Origin of the sequence: Pseudomonas sp. Irchel 3E13, from assembly GCF_900187455.1 — a bacterium.
In the GTDB taxonomy this organism is placed as follows: domain Bacteria; phylum Pseudomonadota; class Gammaproteobacteria; order Pseudomonadales; family Pseudomonadaceae; genus Aquipseudomonas.
In genome coordinates this window covers 65,005-87,905 of sequence record NZ_FYDX01000006.1, presented here as the reverse complement: position 1 = coordinate 87,905, position 22,901 = coordinate 65,005, and the positions used below count along the sequence as shown (strand labels likewise).

The following is a 22,901-nucleotide window of genomic DNA, read 5'->3' as shown; positions in this document are numbered from 1 at the left end:
GCTGACAAGCGATGAGGCCCTGAAGATCGATCAAGGCTTACGCGCCATATCCCGATCCGACACCCGCCAGATCAGCCGCGTCGTGTCATACCCCTGCTGCCGCGCCTTGGCCAGCAGGCTCTCCCGCTCCACCGCCGTCACGGTCGGTTTGCGCGACAGCAGCCACAGGTATTTGCGGTCCGGATTGCCGACCAGCGCGGTCTGGTAGTCGTCGCCGATGTACAGCACCCAGTAATCACCTTTCGTCACGCCCGGCAGCAGCCGCGAGAACCAGTTGTCGAATTCCACCCAGAGCTTGTCGGTCTTGCCCGGCACTTGCGGTGTGGCGCTGCCGCTGGCTTCCTGCCACTCGCCTTGCAGGGTCAGGCAACGATTGAGCACCCCGACACTGCCGTCCGCGCGCAGGTTGTAGTGCGCCTCGGACTGGGCGCAATCACGCTGGAAATACATCGGCAAGCGCGCCAGTTCGAACCATTTGCCCTGGTAACGCTTGAGGTCGACCTGCCCCACGGTCTTCGGCGGCAGCGGGCCGTCCGCCGCGGACGTGGCGCAACCGCCCAACGTCAGTGCCGCGCACAAGGCCAGCAGTGGATAGACGTGTTTCATTTCAGACCCTGCCCCGCGTACATCAACACTTTGTCACCTGCGTACTGGACACTGATGAAGGTCTTTTCATCACCCCAGGTACAACTGGAAACACCCAACGCGCCGGAACACTCGGTTGGACTCCCCAGCAGGGCTTCGACCTGGGCCTTGTCCATACCGGTTTTGAGTTTGGAATAGTTTTCCTGGTTGAGTTTGCTGCACGCAGCCAGCAACACGCACAAGGACAACAAGGCGAGGGAACGCAACGACATGAAGGGTGCTCCTGAAAATAAAGGCGACAGGACTACAGCCTGTCGAGAGCTTAGAAGGAAAAACCCCGTTCCGGTTCCCGAAGCGCCCGGCTTTCAGATCAGCGTAATCCTTTGCCATTGGTCGAATGATTGCGGAACCGATTAATCTTTTTCCTACACCTGACGACACAACAGACGCTGCGGCGGATCGCCGCGCCCCCTTCGTAGATTGCCGTGACCTTGCGATGACTAAAAACCTGAAATTCAGCCACAAGATCCTGTTGGCCGCCGCCCTCGTGGTCGTGGTGGCCTTCACCTGCTTCGTCCTGTTCAACGACTACCGCCAGCGCCAATCGCTGCGCGCCAGCACCGAAGCCTCGATGCAGGAACTGGGCAGCCTCACCGCGGGCAACATCCGCACCTGGCTGGACAGCCGCATCCAGTTGCTCAACTCTTTTGCCCAGCAAGTGGCCGTCGACGGACCAGGCAAGGACGCGCTGAGCCGCAGCCTGGCGCTGCCGGTGTACGCCAGCAACTTCGCCCTCACCTATTTCGGCGGCCAGGACGGCAGCATGCAATCAGTACCGGTCGGCAACCGCCCGGCCGACTACGACCCGCGCGTGCGCGGCTGGTACAAGAGCGCCAGCAGCGCCGGCCAGACCGTGATCACCGAGCCCTATGTTTCCGCCTCCATGGGCAAACTGGTGGTGACCATCGCCACGCCGGTGCAACAGGCCGGCAAGCCCATCGGTGTGGCCGGCGCCGACACCGCGCTGGACACCATCAGCGCCATCATCAACTCGCTGAATTTCGACGGCCACGGCCACGCCTTCATCGTCAACGGCGACGGCAAGATCCTGATCCATCCAAAGAACGAGCTGGCCCTGAAGGCCCTCGGCGAAGCTTATCCACAGGGCGCGCCGGTCATCGGCAAAGGCCTGAAGGAAGTCGAGATCGACGGCCGCAGGCAATTCATCAGCTTCACCCACATCGACGGCGTGCCGTCGGCGGACTGGTATGTCGCGCTGGTCCTCGACCAGGACGCGGCGTTCGCCATGCTCAGTGAACTGCGCAGCACCGCCGTGGTGGCGACCATCGCCGCGGTACTGATCATCATCGGCCTGCTCGGCCTGCTGATCCGCGTGCTGATGGAGCCGCTGCACGTGATGGGCCGGGCCATGCACGACATCGCCGAGGGCAAGGGCGACCTGACCAAGCGCCTGAGCATTCATGCCCACGACGAATTCGGCACGCTGGGCCAGTCGTTCAACCGCTTCGTCGAGCGGATTCACGAATCGATTCGCGAAGTGTCCTCGGCCACCGGCCAGGTCAACGAAGTCGCCCTGCGGGTCGTCAGCGCGTCCAATGCCTCGATCCACAACGCCGACCAGCAGTCCAGCCGCACCAACAGCGTTGCCGCAGCGATCAACGAACTGGGCGCCGCTGCCCAGGAAATCGCCCAGAACGCCGCCCTCGCCTCGCAGCACTCCAGCGAAGCGCGCAGCCTGGCGGAGGACGGCCAGCAGGTGGTCAACCAGACCATCGACGTGATGAACCAGTTGTCGGCGCGGATCAGCGATTCATGCGGCAACATCGAGACGCTGAACGCCAACACGGTGAACATCGGCCAGATCCTCGAAGTGATCGCCGGCATTTCCCAGCAGACCAACCTGCTCGCTCTGAACGCCGCCATCGAGGCGGCGCGCGCGGGCGAGGCCGGGCGTGGTTTTGCGGTGGTTGCCGACGAAGTGCGCAATCTGGCCCACCGCACCCAGGACTCGGCGCAGCAGGTGCAACGCATCATCGAAGAACTGCAGGCCGGCGCGCAGGTGGCGGTGAGCACCATGACCGAGAGCCAGAGCCACAGCCAGCACAGCGTCGGCATCGCCAACCGGGCCGGCGAACGGCTGGGCAGCGTGACCCAGCGCATCGGCGAAATCGACGGCATGAACCAGTCGGTCGCCACCGCCACCGAGGAACAGACCGCCGTGGTGGAGTCGATCAATGTCGACATCACCGAGATCAATACGCTGAATCAGGAAGGGGTTGAAAACCTGCAGGCGACGTTGCGTGCCTGTAACGACCTTGAGCAGCAGGTCGAGCGGTTGAAGCATCTGGTGGGGAGTTTCAGGATTTAAGGCGGGCTTCGGGGTAATCCCTTCGCGACGGTTCGGCGCCCCGACAAGCTCGCTCCTACAGGTTCAGTGTCGATTCTGTAGGAACGAGCTTGTCGGGGCGCCGAACCGTCGCGAAGGCCCCAACTGGCCTAACTGACTGGCATCAGGATTCAGATCAGAACCTGGACCCAGGCTCCAGCAGAAAATCCATTTCCTCACTGGTACTCGGCCGCCCCAGCAGCGGGTTGCGGTGCGGGAAGCGCCCGAACCGGGCAATCACCCGCTGGTGCTGCTCGGCATAGTCGAGGAAACCTTCGAACAACCGCTGATGCTCGGCCGGCTGGCCCGAGAGCAAGGCCCGGTAGCGCTCGACGCTGATGTTCTGCCAGTCGAGTACTTCGGCATGCTCCAGCACCAGCAGGATGAACACCCGCTGGATCGGCAGCAGTTGATAGTCCCAGGCGCGGTCCAGACCCTGCATCACCAGCACCTGGGCACGCCGGTCGCCATCGAAGGCGCGCGGCGTGTCGCGGTGGATCATGCGCGGCAACTGGTCCAGCAACAGGACCAGGCCAAGCCAGCCCTGCGGGCTTTGCAGCCACTCGTCCAGACCGCCGGCCAACGCCTGCTCGACCAGGTCGCCGAAGCGCTCTTGCGCCTCGGCATCGTGCTGCCTGCCGAACCACAGCGTGCTCTTCTCGTCAGCCACGGCCTGCGGGCTGGTGCCCCAACCGAACCACCACTCCAGCAACGGCTGCCAAGGTGCGAGCATGACCTGTTTACTCCTGGTGATAACCGGTAACGCGCTCGACTTCCTCTTTCGAACCGAGGAACACCGCCACGCGCTGGTGCAGGCTCTCCGGCTGGATGTCGAGGATGCGCTGTTTGCCGTCGGTGGAAGCACCGCCGGCCTGTTCGATGATGAAGGACATCGGGTTGGCTTCGTACATCAGGCGCAGTTTGCCCGGCTTGGAAGGCTCGCGAGCATCGCGCGGGTACATGAACAGGCCGCCGCGGGTCAGGATGCGGTGCACGTCGGCAACCATCGAGGCGATCCAGCGCATGTTGTAGTTTTTCTTCAGCGGGCCGGTCTCACCGTCCAGCAGCTCACCGACGTAGCGCTTGACCGGGGCTTCCCAGTGGCGCTGGTTGGACATGTTGATGGCGAATTCGGCGGTGGTTTCCGGAACCTTGATGTTCTCGTGGGTCAGGACGAAGCTGCCCAGCTCACGGTCCAGGGTGAAGCCTTTGACGCCGTTGCCCAGGGTCAGGATCAGCATGGTCTGCGGACCGTAGATCGCGTAGCCGGCGGCGACCTGCTCAGTGCCTGGCTGCAGGAAGGCCTTTTCGTTCAGGCTTTCGTTCTGGCTCAGGTACTCGTTCGGGCAACGCAGTACCGAGAAGATGGTGCCGACGGAAACGTTGACGTCGATGTTCGACGAGCCGTCCAGCGGGTCGAAGACCAGCAGGTAGGCACCTTTCGGGTATTTGCCGGGGATCTGGTAGGCATTGTCCATTTCTTCGGACGCCATGCCGGCCAGGTGGCCGCCCCATTCGTTGGCTTCAAGCAGGATGTCGTTGGAAATCACGTCCAGTTTCTTCTGGACTTCGCCCTGCACGTTTTCAGTGCCCATGCTGCCCAACACGCCGCCCAGGGCGCCTTTGGACACGTTGTGGCTGATTTCCTTGCATGCGCGCGCCACCACTTCGATGAGGAAGCGCAGATCGGCAGGGGTGCTGTTGCTACGGGTCTGCTCAATCAGATAGCGACTCAGGGTAACGCGGGACATGTATAGCTCCGAAGGAATGGGGAGAGAAAAACCCACGCAGTTTACAGGGAGAGTGAAGCGCGGGCGAGCACCAGGACATGCTTGCCCGATCAGACGGCACATCGGCCCGCGAGTTCATGCCGTCCGCCGGGTTGGCGCGGGTCACTCCAGCGCGGTCCAGATTTCACGGGCGTATTCGCGGATTGTCCGGTCCGAGGAGAACCAGCCCATCCGCGCGGTATTGAGCACCGCCGAGCGCCACCAGCGATTGGGCTCGTGCCAGAGCTCGTCGACCCGCCGCTGGGCTTCCCAGTAGGCGTCGAAATCGGCGCAGAGCAGGAAGCGGTCGTAGGTCACCAGCGAGTCCACCAGCCCGACATAACGCGCCGGATCGTCCGGCGAGAACACCCCGCCACGGATCGCCTGCAGCACATCGTTGAGCCGGTGCGAAGCACCCAGCGCAGCCCCGGCGCCGAAATCGCCACTGCGCTTGCGCGCCTCCACCTGCTGGGCGGTAAGACCGAAGATGAACATGTGGTCGGCGCCCACCTGCTCGCACATTTCCACGTTGGCGCCGTCGAGGGTGCCGATGGTCAGCGCGCCGTTGAGGCCGAACTTCATGTTGCTGGTGCCGGACGCCTCGTAGCCGGCAGTGGAAATCTGCTCGGAGAGGTCCGCCGCCGGGATGATGCTTTCCGCCAGGCTGACGTTGTAGTTGGGCAGGAACACCACCTTGAGCAGGCCGCGCACGGTCGGGTCGTTGTTGACCACCTTGGCGATGTCGTTGGCCAGCTTGATGATCAACTTGGCCTGGTGATAACTGGCGGCCGCCTTGCCGGCGAAGATCTTCACCCGCGGCACCCAGTCGGTGCCGGGCTCGGCGCGGATCGCCTGGTACAGGGCCACGGTGTGCATCAGGTTGAGCAACTGGCGCTTGTATTCATGGATGCGCTTGACCTGCACATCGAACATCGCTTCCGGGTTGACGGTAATCCCCACCCGCTCCTGGATCAGGCTCGCCAGCACGCGCTTGCTGTGCAGGCGCTGCTCGGCGAATTTCTTGCGGAACGCCGGTTTGTCGGCGAACGGTTCCAGCCCGCGCAGCAAGGTTTCCGGGTCGTCCAGCAGCTCCTTGCCCAGGGCATCCACCAGCATGCCAGTGAGCCGCGGGTTGGCCTGGTACAGCCAACGGCGGAAGGTGATGCCGTTGGTCTTGTTGTTGATGCGGTCCGGGTAGAGCTTGTGCAGCTCGGCGAACACCGTGCTGCGCATCAGCTTGGTGTGCAGCGCCGACACGCCGTTGATGCTGTGGGAACCGAGGAACGCCAGGTTACCCATGCGTACCCGGCGGCCGTTGTCTTCCTCGATCAGCGATACCGCGCGCAGCACGTCGAAATCGTGGATGCCTTTGGCCCGCAGCGCGTCGATATGGAAGGCGTTGATCAGGTAGATGATCTGCATGTGCCGCGGCAGCATGCGTTCCATCAGGCCCACGGGCCAGGTTTCCAGAGCCTCCGGCAGCAAGGTGTGGTTGGTGTAGGCCAGGGTGTCCACGGTCACTTTCCAGGCGGTATCCCACGGCACTTCGTGCTGGTCGACCAGCAGCCGCATCAGTTCGGCCACGGCAATCGAAGGGTGAGTGTCATTGAGCTGGATGGCCGCCTGTTCGGGCAGGTTGAGCAGGGTGTCGTGCATGTTCAGGTGGCGGCGCAGCAGGTCTTGCAGCGAGGCCGAAACGAAGAAGTATTCCTGGCGCAGGCGCAGTTCCTGGCCGGCCTCGGTGCTGTCGGCCGGGTACAGCACGCGGGAGATGCTCTCGGCCCGGGCGACTTCAGCCACGGCGCCGAGGTGGTCGCCGGCGTTGAAGCGTTCCAGGTGCAGCTCCTCCAGCGCCCGCGCACGCCACAGGCGCAGGGTGTTGACGCTGGAACCGCGCCAGCCCACCACCGGCGTGTCATACGCCACCGCGCGTACCGTTTCCGCCGGCCACCAGACCTGACGCGGCTCGCCGTCGCCGCTATGCACGGTTTCGACCCGGCCGCCGAAGCTGATCGGGTAGATCACCTCGGCCCGCTCGAACTCCCATGGGTTACCGAAATCCAGCCAGTTCTCGGTCTGCTCCTGCTGCCAGCCATCGACCACCGCCTGACGAAACAGGCCGTGCTCGTAGCGGATGCCGTAGCCGTGGGCGGCGATGCCGAGGGTCGACATGCTTTCCATGAAGCACGCCGCCAGCCGGCCCAGGCCGCCGTTGCCCAGCGCCGCATCCGGCTCCAGCAGGCGGATGCGCTCCAGGTCGACGTCGAGGCCTTCCAGCGCCTCGCGGGCGACGTCCAACAGGCCGAGGTTGCTCAGGCTGTCGTAGAGCAGACGGCCGATCAGGAATTCAAGGGAGAGGTAATAGACCCGCTTCTGGCTCTTGCGGTAGATCTGCCGGGTGTGGTCCATCCAGTGATCGACCATGTGGTCCCTGGCGGCCAGGGCGATGGCTTCGAACCAGTCGTGGTCGAAGGCGTGTTCGGGGTCCTTGCCGACCGCATAGGTCAGTTTGTCCAGCACAGCGGTGCGAAAAGCGGCCACCTCTGCGTCACGATTGTTTGTTTCCTGAGACATGCGACGTCCTCGGGCAAATATGACGATTGCGGATGGAGATTTGACAGCCTAGACGGTTCGACACAGGGCGTAGGCGCTGGTTCGCACCTTTCATGGGAAAAGGAGATGCAAGAGCGGGACCGGCCGACGGCTGTCGCGCAATTGGTTGTTCACAAATTGATCAACTCCGGTATGATCGCGCGCCTTCCTATACCTATATGCCTGATCCCTGATGAAACCGACCCTGATCGCCGCCGCCGAGCTTGACCGTCTCGAGACGTGGCAGAAATACGCCAGCCACATGTGCGGTAGCTGCATGTCCACCTGCTGCACCCTGCCGGTGGAGGTCAAGTTGAAGGATTTGATCCGCATCGGCGTGGTCGATGAGTTCGAACTGGGCGAGCCGCCGAAGAACATCGCCAAGCGCCTGCAGAAGGACGGCATTGTCGAGCGCTTCAGTCAGAAGTCGGGGATCTTCACCCTGACCCGGATGAGCAACGACGATTGCCTCTATCTGGACCGCAAGAGCCGACTGTGCACCATTTATGACAAGCGCCCGGACACCTGCCGCAACCACCCCAAGATCGGGCCGCGCCCGGGGTATTGCGCGTACAAGCCGAAGCCGATGCAGCGCTAACCCCTACTCCTTGTAGGAGCGAGCTTGCTCGCGAAGGACCGCACAGCGGTCCCATATCCTGTTACATCAGATGCTGGATTGACTGCGGCTCGTGCTGAATGGTTTTGGGACCGCCTTGCGGTCCTTCGCGAGCGAGCTCGCTCCTACAGTGCTCTGAGCCTGGCAATAAACAGCGGAAACAAAAACGCCCCCGGTCTTTCGACCGGGGGCGTTTTCATTTCAAGCCAGGCTTAGTTGGCCTTGGCTTTCTTCGCAGCGCGGGTACGCTCGCTTTCGTCCAGGATCTTCTTGCGAAGACGGATGGACTTAGGCGTCACTTCACACAGCTCGTCTTCCTGGATGTATTCCAGGGCCTGTTCCAGGGTGAAGCGAACAGGCGGAACCAGGGCGATGACTTCGTCTTTACCCGAAGCACGCATGTTGTCGAGCTTCTTGCCCTTGGTAGGGTTGACGCCCAGGTCGTTGTCGCGGCTGTTCTGGCCGACGATCTGGCCGTTGTAGACCTCTTGACCGTGCTCGACGAACAGCTTGCCGCGCGCCTGCAGGGTTTCCAGCGAGTAGGTAAGGGCTTTGCCGGTTTCAACCGAAACCAGTACGCCGTTCTGACGGCCGGACATGTGGCCGGACTTCACGGTGTCGTAGCGATCGAAGATCGAAGTCAGGATGCCTGCACCGTTGGTCAGGGTCAGGAACTGGTTACGGAAACCGATCAGACCACGGGCCGGGATGTTGTATTCCAGGCGTACACGGCCCTTGCCATCCGGGACCATGTTGGTCAGGTCGCCTTTACGCAGGCCCATCTCTTCCATGACCTTGCCCTGGGACTCTTCAGGGATGTCGATGGTGACGTTTTCGAACGGTTCCTGCTTCACGCCGTCCACTTCACGGATGATCACTTCCGGACGGCCCAGGGCCAGTTCGAAGCCTTCGCGACGCATGGTTTCGATCAGAACCGAGAGGTGCAGCTCGCCACGGCCCGAGACCTTGAACTTGTCTGGGGAGTCGGTTTCTTCAACGCGCAGGGCAACGTTGTACAGCAGCTCTTTGTCCAGACGGTCTTTGATGTTACGGCTGGTGACGAACTTGCCTTCCTTGCCGCAGAACGGCGAGTCGTTGACCTGGAAGGTCATCGAAACGGTAGGCTCGTCGACGGTCAGCGGCTTCATCGCCTCAACGGCATCAGGGGCGCACAGGGTGTCGGAGATGAACAGCTCGTCGAAACCGCTGATGCAGACGATGTCGCCAGCCAGGGCTTCTTCGACGTCGACGCGGTGCAGGCCGTGGTGGCCCATCAGCTTGAGGATACGGCCGTTACGCCTCTTGCCGTCAGCGTCGATGGCAACAACCGGGGTGTTCGGCTTGACGCGACCACGGGCAATACGGCCAACACCGATAACACCCAGGAAGCTGTTGTAGTCCAGAGCGGAGATCTGCATCTGGAACGGGCCGTCACGGTCAACAGCTGGCGCTGGAACGTGGTCGATGACCGCCTGGTACAGGGCAGTCATGTCTTCGCCCATTGCGGTGTGGTCCAGACCGGCAATGCCGTTCAGGGCCGAGGCGTACACCACCTGGAAGTCCAGTTGGTCGTCGGTGGCACCGAGGTTGTCGAACAGGTCGAAGATCTGGTCCAGAACCCAGTCAGGACGCGCGCCCGGACGGTCAACCTTGTTGATCACGACGATCGGCTTCAGACCGGCTTCGAAGGCCTTCTTGGTCACGAAGCGGGTTTGCGGCATCGGGCCGTCTTGAGCGTCGACCAGCAGCAGAACGGAGTCGACCATCGACATCACGCGCTCTACTTCACCGCCGAAGTCGGCGTGGCCGGGGGTGTCGACGATGTTGATGTGGTAGCCATTCCAGTTGATGGCGGTGTTCTTCGCCAGAATGGTAATGCCGCGCTCTTTTTCCTGGTCGTTGGAGTCCATGACGCGCTCGTCGTTGAGCTCGTTACGCTCCAGAGTGCCGGACTGACGCAGGAGTTTGTCAACCAGGGTGGTTTTACCATGGTCAACGTGGGCAATGATGGCGATGTTGCGCAGATTTTCGATCACGTGGTGTATCTCGATCAGAGGATTCGGGTTGCCACCCAGTCTAGGTGGCGAATATGAATGAACGGCGCTCAGCGGACCCGTCGGTCGGGAGGGCGGTGGCGGATACTGCCGCCATACAGCCCGGGCGTCTTATGTCGGACGATAAACGCGCACATTGGCATGTCCCTCACTCAGCAAGTGGTGAGCGTGCAGCCGGCTCATCACACCCTTGTCGCAATACAGCAGGTACTGGCGCGTAGCATCCAGTTCCTTGAAGCGACTGTTGAGGGCATAGAACGGCAAGGCCTGGACCTCGATGCCGTCCAGTTCCAGGGGCTGGTCTTCCTGGGCGTCGGGGTGACGAATATCGATCACCACGTGCCCGGCCAGCGCCTGGCTGACTTCTTCGATCTGGATATCCTGGCCAAGTTCATCGATCACGTTGTCGATCGAGACCAGGCGAGCACGCTCCAGGGCGCGCTCCAGCACGGCCATGTCGAACTGCTTCTCTTCGTGGTCGACACGGTGACGCTTGGCGCAGGTAGTCGGGTTCACCGAAATCACGCCGCAATACTCGGGCATGTGCTTGGCGAATTCGGCGGTGCCGATTTCGTAGGCCTGGTCGATGATGTCTTGCTTGTGGCTGGCCAGCAGCGGGCGCAGTACCAGCTTCTCGGTGGCCGAGTCGATCACGGCGAGGTTCGGCAGGGTCTGGCTCGACACCTGGGAAATCGCCTCGCCGGTCACCAGTGCATCGATCTGCAGGCGGTCGGCGATGTTGCTGGCGGCGCGCAGCATCATGCGCTTCAGGGTCACGCCCATATAACTGTTGTCGACCTTGCCGAGGATCTCGCCCACCACTTCCTCGAACGGCACGCTGACGAACAGCACGCGCTGGCTGCTGCCGTATTTCTTCCAGAGGTAGTGAGCAACTTCCATCACGCCCAGTTCGTGCGCACGGCCACCCAGGTTGAAGAAGCAGAAATGGGTCATCAGGCCGCGACGCATCATCTGGTAGGCGGCGACGGTGGAGTCGAAACCACCGGACATCAGCACCAGGGTCTGCTCCAGCGCGCCCAGCGGGTAACCGCCGATGCCTTTGTGCTGGTTGTGGATCACGTACAGGCGCTTGTCACGAATCTCGATGCGCACCTGGACTTCAGGGGTGCGCAGGTCGATGCCGGCGGCTCCGCACTGCTGGCGCAACTGGCTGCCAACATAACGGTCGACGTCCATCGAGGTGAAGTCGTGGTGGCCGCCGCGCTTGCAGCGCACGGCGAAGCGCTTGCCGGCCAGCAGGTGGCCGAAGTGCGCCTTGCACTTGGCGACGATATCGTCGAAGTCGCCCAGCGGGTATTCATCAACCTGCAGGAAATGCGCGATACCCGGCGTGCAGCTCAGGCGCTCGGTCATCTCGCGCAGCACCTTCTCGTCTTCGATGCGGGTCACCACCTCGAGGTTGTCCCAGACACCGTCGACCGCGAGCGCAGGATCGAGGTCCTTGAGCACGGTGCGAATGTTGCGGGCCAATTGACGGATGAAACGCTTGCGAACCGGCCGGCTCTTGATGGTGATTTCTGGGAAGACTTTGACGATTAGTTTCATGAAAACAGCGCGCGAGTGGCCAGCCGAAAAAGGGGGGCGCGGATTATAGCGGAAATTGCTCAAGGTTTGACCAACTTTTGTACAGAAGGTTTTAGCTGCACTGTTTTGGGTCGCCTCGACAAATTTACGCGCCTAAAGAGTGCACAAAAAAGCCGGAAATCCGCCAGGACTGGCTGAAACGCTTGAGATTGGGGCAAAAATTCCACTTCGGGGCACTGGCATGCAATTTGCTCCCTTGTGAGGCAGGTTGCCTTGGCCGAGTATTCGCGCCCGGCATCACCCAAATTAAAGGGCTGCACAGGCAAGCTCTACCCCACCCGGAGGACACTATGTCGAAGTCGGTTCAACTCATCAAAGATCATGACGTTAAATGGATTGATCTGCGCTTCACTGACACCAAAGGCACTCAGCACCACGTGACCATGCCAGCCCGTGATGCGCTGGATGACGACTTCTTCGAAGTCGGCAAGATGTTCGATGGTTCCTCCATCGCTGGCTGGAAAGGCATCGAAGCCTCCGACATGATCCTGATGCCGGTTGACGATACTGCCGTCCTCGACCCGTTCACCGAAGAGCCGACCCTGATCCTGGTCTGCGACATCATCGAACCTTCGAGCATGCAAGGCTACGACCGCGACCCACGTGCGATCGCCAAGCGCGCTGAAGAGCACCTGAAAAGCACCCTGATCGGTGACACCGTATTCGCCGGTCCAGAGCCAGAGTTCTTCATCTTCGACGAAGTGAAGTTCAAGTCCGACATCTCCGGCTCGATGTTCAAGATCTTCTCCGAGCAAGGTTCCTGGATGTCCGACCAGGACGTCGAAGGCGGCAACAAAGGCCACCGTCCAGGCGTCAAAGGCGGCTACTTCCCTGTTCCGCCGTTCGACCATGACCACGAAATCCGTACTGCCATGTGCAACGCACTGGAAGAAATGGGTCAGACCGTCGAAGTTCACCACCACGAAGTGGCGACTGCCGGCCAGAACGAAATCGGCGTCAAGTTCAACACCCTGGTGAAGAAGGCCGATGAAGTTCAAACCCTGAAGTACGTCGTGCACAACGTTGCCGATGCCTACGGCCGCACCGCGACCTTCATGCCGAAGCCTCTGTACGGCGACAACGGCTCGGGCATGCACGTTCACATGTCGATCTGGAAAGACGGCAAGAACACCTTCGCTGGCGAAGGCTATGCCGGCCTGTCCGATACCGCCCTGTACTTCATCGGCGGCATCATCAAGCACGGTAAGGCTCTGAACGGTTTCACCAACCCTTCGACCAACTCCTACAAGCGTCTGGTTCCAGGCTTCGAAGCCCCGGTAATGCTGGCCTACTCGGCTCGTAACCGTTCCGCCTCGATCCGTATCCCTTACGTTTCCAGCCCGAAAGCCCGCCGTATCGAAGCGCGCTTCCCGGACCCGGCTGCCAACCCGTACCTGGCCTTCGCAGCACTGCTGATGGCCGGCCTGGACGGTATCCAGAACAAGATCCACCCTGGCGATGCCGCCGACAAGAACCTGTATGACCTGCCGCCTGAAGAGGCCAAGGAAATTCCACAGGTTTGTGGCAGCCTGAAAGAAGCCCTGGAAGAGCTGGACAAGGGCCGCGCGTTCCTGACCAAGGGCGGCGTGTTCTCCGACGACTTCATCGATGCCTACATCGCGCTGAAATCCGAAGAAGAAATCAAGGTTCGCACCTTCGTACACCCACTGGAATACGAGCTGTACTACAGCTGCTGATTCCGGAGTGACCCAAGGGCGGCATGAAAATACCGTCCTTGGCGCTCACTCAAAATGCCCCGGCTTGCCGGGGCATTTTGAGTGAGCGCGTGATGAGGCTGCCGTGCTGCAAAATTGAAAACGGCTTCGCGCTGAAAGGCTCTTTTCAGACATCAAAATAAGCCCCCTCTGATCGTTCCGCTGCACGGCCTCGCCCATGCTGTCTCGCCCTTTACCGAGATCAGCATGATGCGTTTCCTTGCGCTACTTTCGTTGCTTATCCCTCTCGTTGCCTGCGCTGCACCCACCCCTCACTCCGGTATCGAATCCCGGGTACTCCTGCGCAGCACCCAGGCATGGGACGGCTCACCCTATACCCGCTATCCCGATGGCCAGCCGGAACTGACCCTGCTGAAAATACGCATTCCGGCCCACACCACCCTCGACTGGCACCGCCACCCGATTCCCAATGCCGCCTACCTGTTATCGGGTGAACTGCTGGTCGAAACGCCAGGCGGCGCACAGCAGACACGCCTGAAAGCCGGTGATGCAGTGGCGGAGATGGTTGATGGCATTCACCGCGGCAAAACGGGCAGCCAGCCCGCCGAGCTGATGGTGTTCTACGCGGGCAGCGAAAGCATGCCGCTGTCGCTGGCCGCCACAACGGACGAGGAATTTCAGGAGCCGGGAACCGAAGCGCTGCAAGCGCTGCTCGACAGCATCGAGCAACGCCTTGAGCTCGCTGAAGCGGTCGCACTGAACAAATGGGACACAGGCCAACCCGTACACGCCGCCTCCCGTGAACGCCAAGTCCTCGCCAACGCCCGCTCCCTGGCTGCGCAACACGGGCTGAGCGAACAACGAGTCGATGATTTCTTCGCTGACCAGATCGAAGCCAACAAGCTGCTTCAATACAGCGCGCTGACACGCTGGCTCGCCGAGGGCGGCGCGCCGTCAATACCACGCATGGACCTGGCCACTCAGCTACGCCCGCGCCTGGACGCCTTGCAAGGCGAGTTACTGGAAAACCTTGCCGCCCTGGACGTTGCACGACCCGCCCACTGCCCGCGAATGACCTCCCGGCTGATCGAACAGCGCAAGCTTGGCCCGCAGCGCAACCTTGCCTTGATCCGCGCCAGCGCCCAATTGTGTAACCCCCAGCCCTGACCCCACCTATGCTCTATATTGGTGCATGCAATTGCATGCACCTACGCCCTTCACACCAATTTGGGTCATAAATTCTTCCTGCTCAGGCGTTTGTAGGCCTTTTTCGGGCAGATTCAGGTGATTCTCCGGGGATTCCGCTTCTTTTCGGAGCCTTGGTTTGCTTTTTGCATTTTCCTCGCATCAGCGGAATACCAGCGCCCGCGCCCCTGGCTAGCACCAGGCCCGAAATGTGCCAAAAGAGGTCAAAGACGCCACATGACCATCAGCGATGCACTGCACCGATTACTACTGGACAACTTGACCACCGCCACCATCCTGCTCAACGCCGAACTGCGCCTTGAGTACATGAACCCGGCGGCGGAAATGCTCCTGGCCATCAGCGGCCAGCGCAGCCATGGCCAGTTCATCAGCGAGCTGTTCACCGAATCGACCGAAGCACTGCACTCCCTGCGCCAGGCCGTGGAGCACGCGCATCCGTTCACCAAGCGCGAAGCCATGCTCACCTCGCTGACCGGCCAGAGCCTGACCGTCGACTACGCCGTCACGCCGATCCTCAACAGTGGCCGGACCCTGCTGCTGCTCGAAGTGCATCCGCGCGACCGCCTGCTGCGCATCACCAAGGAAGAAGCGCAACTGTCCAAGCAGGAAACCACCAAGATGCTCGTGCGCGGCATGGCCCACGAAATCAAGAACCCGTTGGGCGGCATCCGCGGCGCAGCACAGTTGCTGGCCCGTGAGCTGCCCGACGAAGGATTGAAGGACTACACCAACGTCATCATCGAAGAAGCCGATCGCCTGCGGAACCTGGTGGACCGCATGCTCGGCTCGAACAAGCTGCCGATGCTCGCGCTGACCAACGTCCACGAAGTGCTTGAACGGGTCTGCAGCCTGGTCGAGGCCGAAACCCAGGGTGGCATCACTTTGGTGCGCGACTACGACCCGAGCCTGCCGGACGTCCTGATCGACCGCGAACAGATGATCCAGGCCGTGCTCAACATCGTGCGCAACGCCATGCAGGCCATCAGCGCGCAGAACGAACTGCGCCTGGGCCGCATCACCCTGCGCAGCCGCGCCATGCGCCAGTTCACCATCGGCCATATCCGCCATCGCCTTGTGGCCAAGATCGAGATCATCGACAACGGCCCCGGCATCCCCGCGGAACTCCAGGACACCCTCTTCTATCCCATGGTCAGCGGCCGCCCGGACGGCACCGGGCTGGGCCTGGCCATCACCCAGAACATCATCAGCCAGCATCAGGGCCTGATCGAATGTGACAGCCATCCCGGCCACACCACCTTCTCGATCTTCCTGCCACTGGAACAAGGAGCCGCTTCCTCATGAGCCGTAGTGAAACTGTCTGGATCGTCGATGACGACCGTTCCATCCGCTGGGTCCTGGAAAAAGCCTTGCAACAGGAAGGCATGACCACCCAAAGCTTCGACAGTGCCGATGGCGTCATGAGCCGCCTGGCCCGCCAGCAGCCGGATGTGATCATTTCCGATATCCGCATGCCGGGCGCCAGCGGCCTCGACCTGCTGGCGCAGATTCGCGAGCAGCATCCGCGGCTCCCGGTGATCATCATGACCGCGCACTCCGACCTGGACAGCGCGGTGGCTTCGTATCAGGGCGGTGCCTTCGAGTACCTGCCCAAGCCGTTCGACGTCGACGAAGCCGTCTCGCTGGTCAAGCGCGCGAACCAGCATGCCCAGGAACAACAGGGTGGTGACGTGGCACCCACCCTGACCCGCACCCCGGAAATCATCGGTGAAGCGCCGGCGATGCAGGAGGTGTTCCGCGCCATCGGTCGCCTGAGCCATTCCAACATCACCGTGCTGATCAACGGCGAGTCCGGGACCGGTAAAGAGCTGGTAGCCCACGCCCTGCACCGTCACAGCCCGCGCGCGGCAGCACCCTTCATTGCCCTGAACATGGCGGCGATTCCGAAAGACCTGATGGAATCGGAGCTGTTCGGCCATGAAAAAGGCGCCTTCACCGGTGCCGCCAACCTGCGCCGTGGCCGCTTCGAACAGGCCGACGGCGGCACCCTGTTTCTCGACGAAATCGGTGACATGCCCGCCGACACCCAGACCCGCCTGCTGCGGGTTCTGGCCGATGGCGAGTTCTACCGGGTCGGTGGTCATGTGCCGGTCAAGGTCGATGTGCGCATCATCGCCGCGACCCACCAGAACCTGGAAACCCTGGTCCAGGCCGGCAAGTTCCGCGAAGACTTGTTCCACCGCCTGAACGTGATCCGCATCCATATCCCGCGCCTGGCCGACCGCCGCGAAGACATCCCGACCCTGGCCCGCCACTTCCTGGGCCGCGCGGCTCAGGAGCTGTCAGTCGAGCCCAAGCTGCTCAAGGCAGAGACCGAGGAGTTCATCCGCAACCTGCCGTGGCCGGGCAACGTGCGGCAACTGGAGAACACCTGCCGCTGGATCACCGTCATGGCCTCCGGCCGTGAAGTGCACATCGGCGACCTGCCGCCGGAGCTGCTGAGCCTGCCGCAGGACGCGGTGCCGGTGACCAACTGGGAACAGGCGCTGCGCCAATGGGCCGACCAGGCGTTGTCCCGCGGCCAGTCGAGCCTGCTCGACAGCGCCGTGCCGAGCTTCGAGCGGATCATGATCGAGACGGCTCTCAAGCACACCGCCGGCCGCCGTCGCGATGCCGCCGTGCTGCTGGGCTGGGGTCGCAACACCCTGACCCGGAAGATCAAGGAGCTGGGCATGAAGGTCGATGGCGCGGATGACGGGGACGACGAAGAATCCTGATTCGCCGCTGAACACGACGCGGGGCAGGCACCTCCCACAGAGTTTCTGTGACGAGGGCCTGCCCCGCGGTCGTTTCAGCCGGGCGAAGGCACGAATGCCCCATTGATGAACCGAAAAAGCCCGCGGCGCACCGCCTGAAGGCAAAAATCCTCGCGAATCGCCCGCCACACCCACGAAAACGTCCTGAAACCCTTGCGATCAAAGGGTTTCGAGAAGTTGGCACGGCGTCTGCATTAATACAGACATCTCCAGTTTTGGGGACCTTGGTACAGGCAGGCCGGGGATTCCCCTCTTTTATTCGTGCAGTCTCACCTGCACTCGCCAGCGGTCCTCCACTGACTCACCCGCCCAGCGGGCCTGCAGTGGACGGGCCGCCACCAGGCTCAACAGCAGCCCCTTATCACTCTTGCGTATCCGCCAGCTCACCGGCTTACCGTCGTAGGTCAACTGGCCCTTCTGGCTCTTCCCTTCCGCCTCGAACAACACCGCCACCGTGCCCTCGACCATTTCGCCGTGCAGCTTGGGTTCTTCGTTGAACCACAGGTCCAGCCCACCAGCGACCACCTCCACACGCTCCAGCACCCGTGGTTCGGGCGCGGTCAGGCGACCGATCATCAGGCCCACCAGCATTCCGAACAGCGCCAGGGAAAACAGCACCCGCGGCCAGGATTTCGAACGCGGGTCCGGTTCGTCAGGAGTAGAATGCGCGTCATCTTTAAACTCGGAGCCGTGCATGTTTCACGTGATCCTTTTTCAACCAGAAATTCCGCCGAATACCGGCAACATTATCAGGCTCTGCGCCAACAGCGGCTGCGACCTGCACCTGATCGAGCCGCTGGGCTTCGAACTGGACGACAAACGGTTACGGCGCGCCGGCCTGGATTACCACGAGTACGCCACCCTCAAGCGCCACAGCGACCTGGCGTCGTGCCTGGAAAGCCTTGGGCAGCCGCGCGTGTTTGCGTTCACCACCAAGGGCTCGCAGCCGTTTCACGAAGTCGCCTTCGAACCGGGCGATGCGTTCCTGTTCGGGCCGGAGAGCCGCGGGCTGCCTGCGGAGGTGCTGGATGCGCTGGAAAGCGGCCAGCGCCTGCGGTTGCCGATGCGGCCGGGGTGCCGGAGTTTGAATCTGTCCAATACGGTCGCCGTGGCTGTTTACGAGGCCTGGCGGCAGCAAGGTTTCGTCTGATCGCGACGGTTCGGCCTCAAAACAAAAAAGCGCCTTCAGAGGCGCTTTTTCATTCCAGCAAGACCATCGCTTATTGCAGCGAAGGCGCCTCGCCAGCTTCCTGCATGCGCTGCATTTCTTGCGCGTACAGGGCGTCGAAGTTCACCGGGGACAGCATCAGCGCCGGGAACGAACCACGGGTCACCAGGCTGTCCAGCGCTTCGCGAGCGTACGGGAACAGGATGTTCGGGCAGAACGCGCCGAGGGTGTGGCTCAAGGACGCACCGTCGAGGTTCTTGATCAGGAAGATACCGGCCTGCTGCACTTCAGCGATGAAGGCAACTTCGTCGCCGTTTTTCACGGTAACCGACAGGGTCAGCACGACTTCGTGGAAGTCGCCTTCCAGACCTTTCTGCTTGGTGTTCAGGTCCAGGGCAACGCTCGGCTCCCACTGCTGACGGAAGATCGCCGGGCTTTTCGGCGCTTCGAACGACAGGTCACGCACATAGATGCGCTGCAGGGAGAATTGTGGTGCGCTATCTTCGGCAGCCGAGGCGCCGTTGGTCTGTTGCTCAGTCATGGCAGATCCTTCTTTGCAGGGTCTTTAGAGGGTTTTGGATTCAAGCGTTGAGCAGCGCATCCAGCTTGCCGGCGCGCTCCAGCGCATAGAGGTCATCACAACCACCGACATGGGCGCCGCCGATCCAGATCTGCGGCACCGAGGTACGGCCGGCTTTCTGGGCCATTTGCGCGCGTACCTGAGGCTTGCCGTCGACCTTGATTTCTTCGAAGTCCACCCCTTTGCTCGCCAGCAACTGCTTGGCGCGGATGCAATAGGGGCAGTAATCGCTGGAGTACACGGTGACCTGGGTCATGTCACTTCACCAGCGGCAGGTTGTCGGCTTTCCAGCTCGACACACCACCGGACAACTTGGCGGCAGTGAAACCGGCCTTGAGCAGGTCGCGGCAGATGGCGCCGGCGTGCTGGCCCATGTTGTCGACCACGATCAGGGTCTTGTTCGCCTTGTGCTTTTCCAGCTCGCCGATGCGGGCGGCGAACTTGTCCTGCGGGATGTTCACGGCGCCGACGATGTGGCCTGCGGAATATTCCTTGGTCGAACGGATGTCGATCACCAGGCCCTTGTCGCCATTGACCAGTGCGGTCAGTTCGCCATTGCTCAGGCTGCGGCCGCCCTTGCGTGCTTCGGTGACGATCAGCAAAACCAGCAGAACGGCGAAGATGGCAACCAGCAGATAGTGATTTGTTGCGAATTCAATCAGGTGAGCAACCATTGGGAGGGTGTTCCGGGCCGTTAAAAATGTCGGCCAGTATACACAGCAGCCATGGGCCGCCAAAGCCTGCTTGACCCTGTTGTCGACAGCAATTCTCACCTTCCCGGTACTGTCCGTCGGCACGCCAATACGCGGAATTCGTCAAGGCTGGCCAATTTGCCCTAAAATGCGGGTCTTTCTCATCTACAACCGTGAGTAGATTTTGATGACGAGCACGCCCAAGCCTTTGGTCCTGATCATCCTGGATGGTTTCGGTCACAGCGAAAGCCCCGAGTACAACGCCATCTTTGCCGCCAACACACCCGTCTACGATCGCCTGCGCGCCAACCAGCCGCATGGCTTGATCTCGGGCTCCGGCATGGATGTCGGCCTGCCCGACGGACAGATGGGCAACTCCGAAGTCGGCCACATGAACCTCGGCGCCGGCCGGGTCGTGTACCAGGACTTCACCCGGGTGACCAAGGCGATCCGCGACGGCGAGTTCTTCAAGAACCCCGTGCTCACGGGCGCGGTGGACAAGGCGGTCAGCGCCGGCAAGGCCGTGCACATCCTCGGCCTGCTCTCCGACGGCGGCGTCCACAGTCATCAGGATCACTTGGTCGCCATGGCCGAACTGGCGGCCCAGCAGGGTGCCGAGCGCATCTACCTGCACGCCTTCCTCGACGGCCGCGACACCCCGCCGAAAAGCGCGCAATCCTCCATCGAACTGCTCGACGCCGCCTTCGCCAGACTGGGCAAGGGCCGCATCGCCAGCCTGATCGGCCGCTACTTCGCCATGGACCGCGACAACCGCTGGGACCGTGTCAGCGCCGCCTACAACCTGATCGTCGACAGCGCCGCCGAGTACAGCGCAGACAGCGCCGTTGCCGGCCTGGAAGCGGCCTACGCCCGTGGCGAGAGCGACGAGTTCGTCAAAGCCACCCGCATCGGCGACGCCGTGAAGGTCGAAGACGGCGACGCCGTGATCTTCATGAACTTCCGCGCCGACCGCGCCCGCGAGCTGTCCCGTGCGTTCGTCGAACCCGAGTTCAACGAATTCCCCCGCGCCCGCCTGCCGAAAATGGCCGCCTACATCGGCCTGACCCAGTACTCGGCGAAAATCGCCGCGCCGGCCGCCTTCGCGCCTAGCAGCCTGGAAAACGTGCTGGGCGAGTACCTGGCGAAGAACGGCAAGACCCAACTGCGCATCGCCGAAACCGAGAAATACGCCCACGTCACCTTCTTCTTCTCCGGTGGTCGCGAAGAGCCGTTCGAAGGCGAAGAGCGCATCCTGATCCCGTCGCCAAAGGTCGCCACCTATGACCTGCAGCCGGAAATGAGCGCACCGGAAGTCACCGACCGCATCGTCGAGGCGATCGAGCAGCAGCGCTACGACGTGATCGTGGTCAACTACGCCAACGGCGACATGGTCGGTCACACCGGCGTGTTCGACGCGGCGGTCAAGGCCGTCGAGGCGCTGGACGGCTGCGTCGGTCGCATTGTCGAGGCGCTGGACAAGGTCGGTGGCGAAGCCCTGATCACCGCCGACCACGGCAACGTCGAGCAGATGGAAGACGAGTGCACCGGCCAGGCGCACACCGCGCACACCACCGAGCCGGTGCCGTTCATCTATTACGGCAAGCGTGACCTGAAGGTCCGCGAAGGCGGCGTGCTGGCCGACGTGGCGCCGACCATGCTGACGCTGATGGGGCTGGAAATTCCGAAGGAAATGACCGGGACGTCGATTCTCGTCAAAGCCTGAACCTGAGGGCCTGCCTCGCGAAGCGGCCCGAAGATCAGCGGAATTCCGGACAAACGCCCCAAAGCAGTTGCTTCGGGGCGTTTTTTTTGGCGTCAACGGCGGGCATACTAGGCCAGTCTCCATCCCTGGTTATCGCCATTCCATGCTTCGCGCCCTGATCCTTATCGCCTTGACCTGCCTGCTCGGCCCGGCCTTCGCCGACGAGCGCGCGCAAACCCAGCAGCAACTGGACGCCACGCGCCAGGACATCGCCGAGCTGAAGAAAAAACTCGGGCAACTGCAGGAGGAGAAATCCGGCGTGCAGAAAGACCTGCGCGGCACCGAAACCGACATCGGCAAGCTGGAGAAGCAGGTGGAGGACCTGCAAAAAGAACTAAAAAAGACCGAGGGCGAACTGGAGCGCCTCGACACTGAAAAGAAAAACCTCCAGTCCGCCCGCACTGAACAACAACGCCTGATCGCTATCCAGGCCCGCTCCGCCTACCAGAACAACGGCCGCGAGGAATACCTGAAGCTGCTGCTCAACCAGCAGAACCCGGAAAAATTCGCCCGCACCCTGACCTATTACGACTACCTGAGCCAGGCCCGCCTGGCGCAGTTGCGTGCCTTCAACGAAACCCTGCGCCAACTGGCCAATGTCGAAAAGGACATCGCCCACCAGCAGGCGCAGTTGCTGGTCCAGCAAGGCACCCTCGACGCCCAGCGCCAGGACCTGGAAAAGACCCGCGCCGAGCGCCAGGAAATCCTCGCCAAGCTCAACGGCACCCTGAAAGACAACGATCAGAAACTCGCCGCCCGCCAACAGGACCAAGCCGAGCTGGGCCGCGTACTCAAGACCATCGAGGAAACCCTCGCCCGCCAGGCCCGCGAGGCCGAGGAAGCCCGCCAGCGCGCGCTGCTGGCGGCGCAGGAAGCCGAGAAGAAGCGCCAGCAGGAGGCCGCCCTGGCCACCCGCGACACCAAGGATGACACCCCGAAAAAGCCGAAAAGTACGCCTGGCCCGCTGGTTTCCAGCGACGGCGCGGTGTTCGGCGGCGCTTTTTCTGCGGCACAGGGCAAACTTCCCTGGCCGGTCAATGGTCGACTGTTGGCGCGCTTCGGCGAAACCCGGGGCGATGATGCCCGGGCCAAGTGGGACGGCGTGATGATCAGCGCTTCGGCCGGTAGCCAGGTTCATGCAGTGCACGGCGGGCGCGTGGTGTTCGCCGACTGGTTGCGCGGGGCCGGACTTCTGGTCATTCTCGACCACGGTAACGGTTACCTCAGTCTGTACGGTCACAACCAGACCTTGCTCAAGGATGCCGGCGACATCGTCAAGGCCGGCGAGGCGATCTCCACCGTTGGCAACAGCGGTGGCCAGAGCACCCCGGCGTTGTACTTCGCCATCCGCCAGCAGGGTCGGCCGACCGACCCGACGCAATGGTGCCGTGGCCAGGGATAGGCCTCGCCTCTCT

At 62.1% G+C, this 22,901-nt stretch carries 20 protein-coding genes and 2 pseudogenes; 11 read left to right on the top strand and 11 right to left on the bottom strand.

Annotated features, from left to right (window positions below; genetic code table 11):
- Window positions 1-30 precede the first annotated feature (30 nt).
- Entirely contained in the window at window positions 31-606 is a 576-nt protein-coding gene (locus tag CKW37_RS11525) for a lipocalin family protein (RefSeq protein ID WP_095155815.1), read from the bottom strand.
- On the bottom strand, window positions 603-857 hold the full coding sequence (gene bamE, locus CKW37_RS11520) for an outer membrane protein assembly factor BamE (protein ID WP_095155814.1): 255 nt from the start codon (window positions 855-857) through the stop codon (window positions 603-605). The genes CKW37_RS11525 and bamE overlap by 4 nt, the downstream gene beginning before the upstream one ends.
- A gap of 125 nt (window positions 858-982) precedes the next feature.
- Here bamE and CKW37_RS33605 point away from each other — a divergent pair.
- Window positions 983-2,119, top strand: a pseudogene (locus CKW37_RS33605) (cache domain-containing protein); the annotation flags it as partial.
- A 24-nt stretch (window positions 2,120-2,143) separates the two neighbouring features.
- The gene (locus CKW37_RS33600) at window positions 2,144-2,974 is read left to right on the top strand and encodes a methyl-accepting chemotaxis protein (protein ID WP_371864284.1); all 831 of its coding nucleotides are present in this window, start codon (window positions 2,144-2,146) and stop codon (window positions 2,972-2,974) included.
- Between the two features lie 154 nt (window positions 2,975-3,128).
- Here CKW37_RS33600 and CKW37_RS11510 read toward each other — a convergent pair whose 3' ends face one another.
- The 3 genes from CKW37_RS11510 to CKW37_RS11500 form a co-directional block, all read right to left on the bottom strand.
- Window positions 3,129-3,725, bottom strand: a complete 597-nt coding sequence (locus CKW37_RS11510) for a DUF924 family protein (RefSeq protein ID WP_095155812.1) — start codon at window positions 3,723-3,725, stop codon at window positions 3,129-3,131.
- Between the two features lie 7 nt (window positions 3,726-3,732).
- A complete protein-coding gene (locus CKW37_RS11505) occupies window positions 3,733-4,743 on the bottom strand; it encodes a class 1 fructose-bisphosphatase (protein WP_095155811.1) in 1,011 nt (336 codons plus the stop codon).
- A gap of 141 nt (window positions 4,744-4,884) precedes the next feature.
- Window positions 4,885-7,335, bottom strand: a complete 2,451-nt coding sequence (locus CKW37_RS11500; RefSeq protein WP_095155810.1) for a glycogen/starch/alpha-glucan phosphorylase — start codon at window positions 7,333-7,335, stop codon at window positions 4,885-4,887.
- Window positions 7,336-7,546: 211 nt separating this feature from the next.
- Here CKW37_RS11500 and CKW37_RS11495 point away from each other — a divergent pair, with 211 nt between their 5' ends.
- On the top strand, window positions 7,547-7,951 hold the full coding sequence (locus CKW37_RS11495) for a YkgJ family cysteine cluster protein (protein WP_095155809.1): 405 nt from the start codon (window positions 7,547-7,549) through the stop codon (window positions 7,949-7,951).
- A gap of 230 nt (window positions 7,952-8,181) precedes the next feature.
- Here CKW37_RS11495 and typA read toward each other — a convergent pair whose 3' ends face one another.
- Together typA and thiI are read right to left on the bottom strand one after the other, a co-directional pair.
- Entirely contained in the window at window positions 8,182-10,005 is a 1,824-nt protein-coding gene (gene typA / locus CKW37_RS11490) for a translational GTPase TypA (RefSeq protein WP_095155808.1), read from the bottom strand.
- 129 nt (window positions 10,006-10,134) lie between these two features.
- Window positions 10,135-11,589, bottom strand: coding sequence for a tRNA uracil 4-sulfurtransferase ThiI (gene thiI, locus CKW37_RS11485; protein ID WP_095155807.1), 1,455 nt, complete (start codon window positions 11,587-11,589; stop codon window positions 10,135-10,137).
- A 329-nt stretch (window positions 11,590-11,918) separates the two neighbouring features.
- Between thiI and glnA the strand changes: the two genes are divergently transcribed.
- The 5 genes and pseudogenes from glnA to ntrC all read left to right on the top strand — a co-directional run bounded on the left by glnA (window position 11,919) and on the right by ntrC (window position 17,245).
- A complete protein-coding gene (glnA, locus tag CKW37_RS11475) occupies window positions 11,919-13,325 on the top strand; it encodes a type I glutamate--ammonia ligase (protein ID WP_095155806.1) in 1,407 nt (468 codons plus the stop codon).
- Between the two features lie 225 nt (window positions 13,326-13,550).
- A pseudogene (locus CKW37_RS33195) lies at window positions 13,551-13,955 on the top strand (cupin domain-containing protein); the annotation flags it as partial.
- Complete coding sequence (gene aroQ / locus CKW37_RS11470; RefSeq protein WP_095156101.1) at window positions 13,944-14,471, top strand: gamma subclass chorismate mutase AroQ; 528 nt, start codon at window positions 13,944-13,946, stop codon at window positions 14,469-14,471. The pseudogene CKW37_RS33195 and the gene aroQ, both read left to right, overlap by 12 nt.
- Window positions 14,472-14,726: 255 nt before the next feature.
- Window positions 14,727-15,812 carry a nitrogen regulation protein NR(II) gene (gene glnL, locus CKW37_RS11465; protein ID WP_095155805.1) on the top strand — a complete coding sequence of 362 codons (1,086 nt, stop codon included), beginning with the start codon at window positions 14,727-14,729 and terminating at the stop codon, window positions 15,810-15,812.
- Entirely contained in the window at window positions 15,809-17,245 is a 1,437-nt protein-coding gene (ntrC, locus tag CKW37_RS11460) for a nitrogen regulation protein NR(I) (protein ID WP_095155804.1), read from the top strand. The genes glnL and ntrC overlap by 4 nt, the downstream gene beginning before the upstream one ends.
- A 294-nt stretch (window positions 17,246-17,539) precedes the next feature.
- Here the strand turns inward: ntrC and CKW37_RS11455 are convergent, their stop codons facing one another.
- The gene (locus CKW37_RS11455) at window positions 17,540-17,980 is read right to left on the bottom strand and encodes a hypothetical protein (protein WP_095155803.1); all 441 of its coding nucleotides are present in this window, start codon (window positions 17,978-17,980) and stop codon (window positions 17,540-17,542) included.
- Here CKW37_RS11455 and trmL point away from each other — a divergent pair.
- On the top strand, window positions 17,979-18,434 hold the full coding sequence (gene trmL, locus CKW37_RS11450; RefSeq protein ID WP_095155802.1) for a tRNA (uridine(34)/cytosine(34)/5-carboxymethylaminomethyluridine(34)-2'-O)-methyltransferase TrmL: 456 nt from the start codon (window positions 17,979-17,981) through the stop codon (window positions 18,432-18,434). The genes CKW37_RS11455 and trmL overlap by 2 nt on opposite strands.
- A gap of 70 nt (window positions 18,435-18,504) precedes the next feature.
- On the opposite strand, the gene secB is transcribed toward trmL, so the two are convergent.
- From secB to CKW37_RS11435, 3 genes are read right to left on the bottom strand one after another with little or no spacing between them, the layout of a single operon-like run.
- Entirely contained in the window at window positions 18,505-18,993 is a 489-nt protein-coding gene (gene secB, locus CKW37_RS11445) for a protein-export chaperone SecB (RefSeq protein WP_095155801.1), read from the bottom strand.
- Between the two features lie 40 nt (window positions 18,994-19,033).
- Window positions 19,034-19,288, bottom strand: a complete 255-nt coding sequence (gene grxC, locus CKW37_RS11440; RefSeq protein ID WP_095155800.1) for a glutaredoxin 3 — start codon at window positions 19,286-19,288, stop codon at window positions 19,034-19,036.
- Between the two features lies 1 nt (window position 19,289).
- Window positions 19,290-19,706, bottom strand: a complete 417-nt coding sequence (locus CKW37_RS11435; protein WP_095155799.1) for a rhodanese-like domain-containing protein — start codon at window positions 19,704-19,706, stop codon at window positions 19,290-19,292.
- 205 nt (window positions 19,707-19,911) lie between these two features.
- Here CKW37_RS11435 and gpmI point away from each other — a divergent pair, with 205 nt between their 5' ends.
- Together gpmI and CKW37_RS11425 are read left to right on the top strand one after the other, a co-directional pair.
- Window positions 19,912-21,447, top strand: a complete 1,536-nt coding sequence (gpmI, locus tag CKW37_RS11430; protein ID WP_095155798.1) for a 2,3-bisphosphoglycerate-independent phosphoglycerate mutase — start codon at window positions 19,912-19,914, stop codon at window positions 21,445-21,447.
- A 142-nt stretch (window positions 21,448-21,589) separates the two neighbouring features.
- Window positions 21,590-22,888 carry a murein hydrolase activator EnvC gene (locus tag CKW37_RS11425; RefSeq protein WP_218241262.1) on the top strand — a complete coding sequence of 433 codons (1,299 nt, stop codon included), beginning with the start codon at window positions 21,590-21,592 and terminating at the stop codon, window positions 22,886-22,888.
- The last annotated feature ends 13 nt before the right edge of the window (window positions 22,889-22,901 follow it).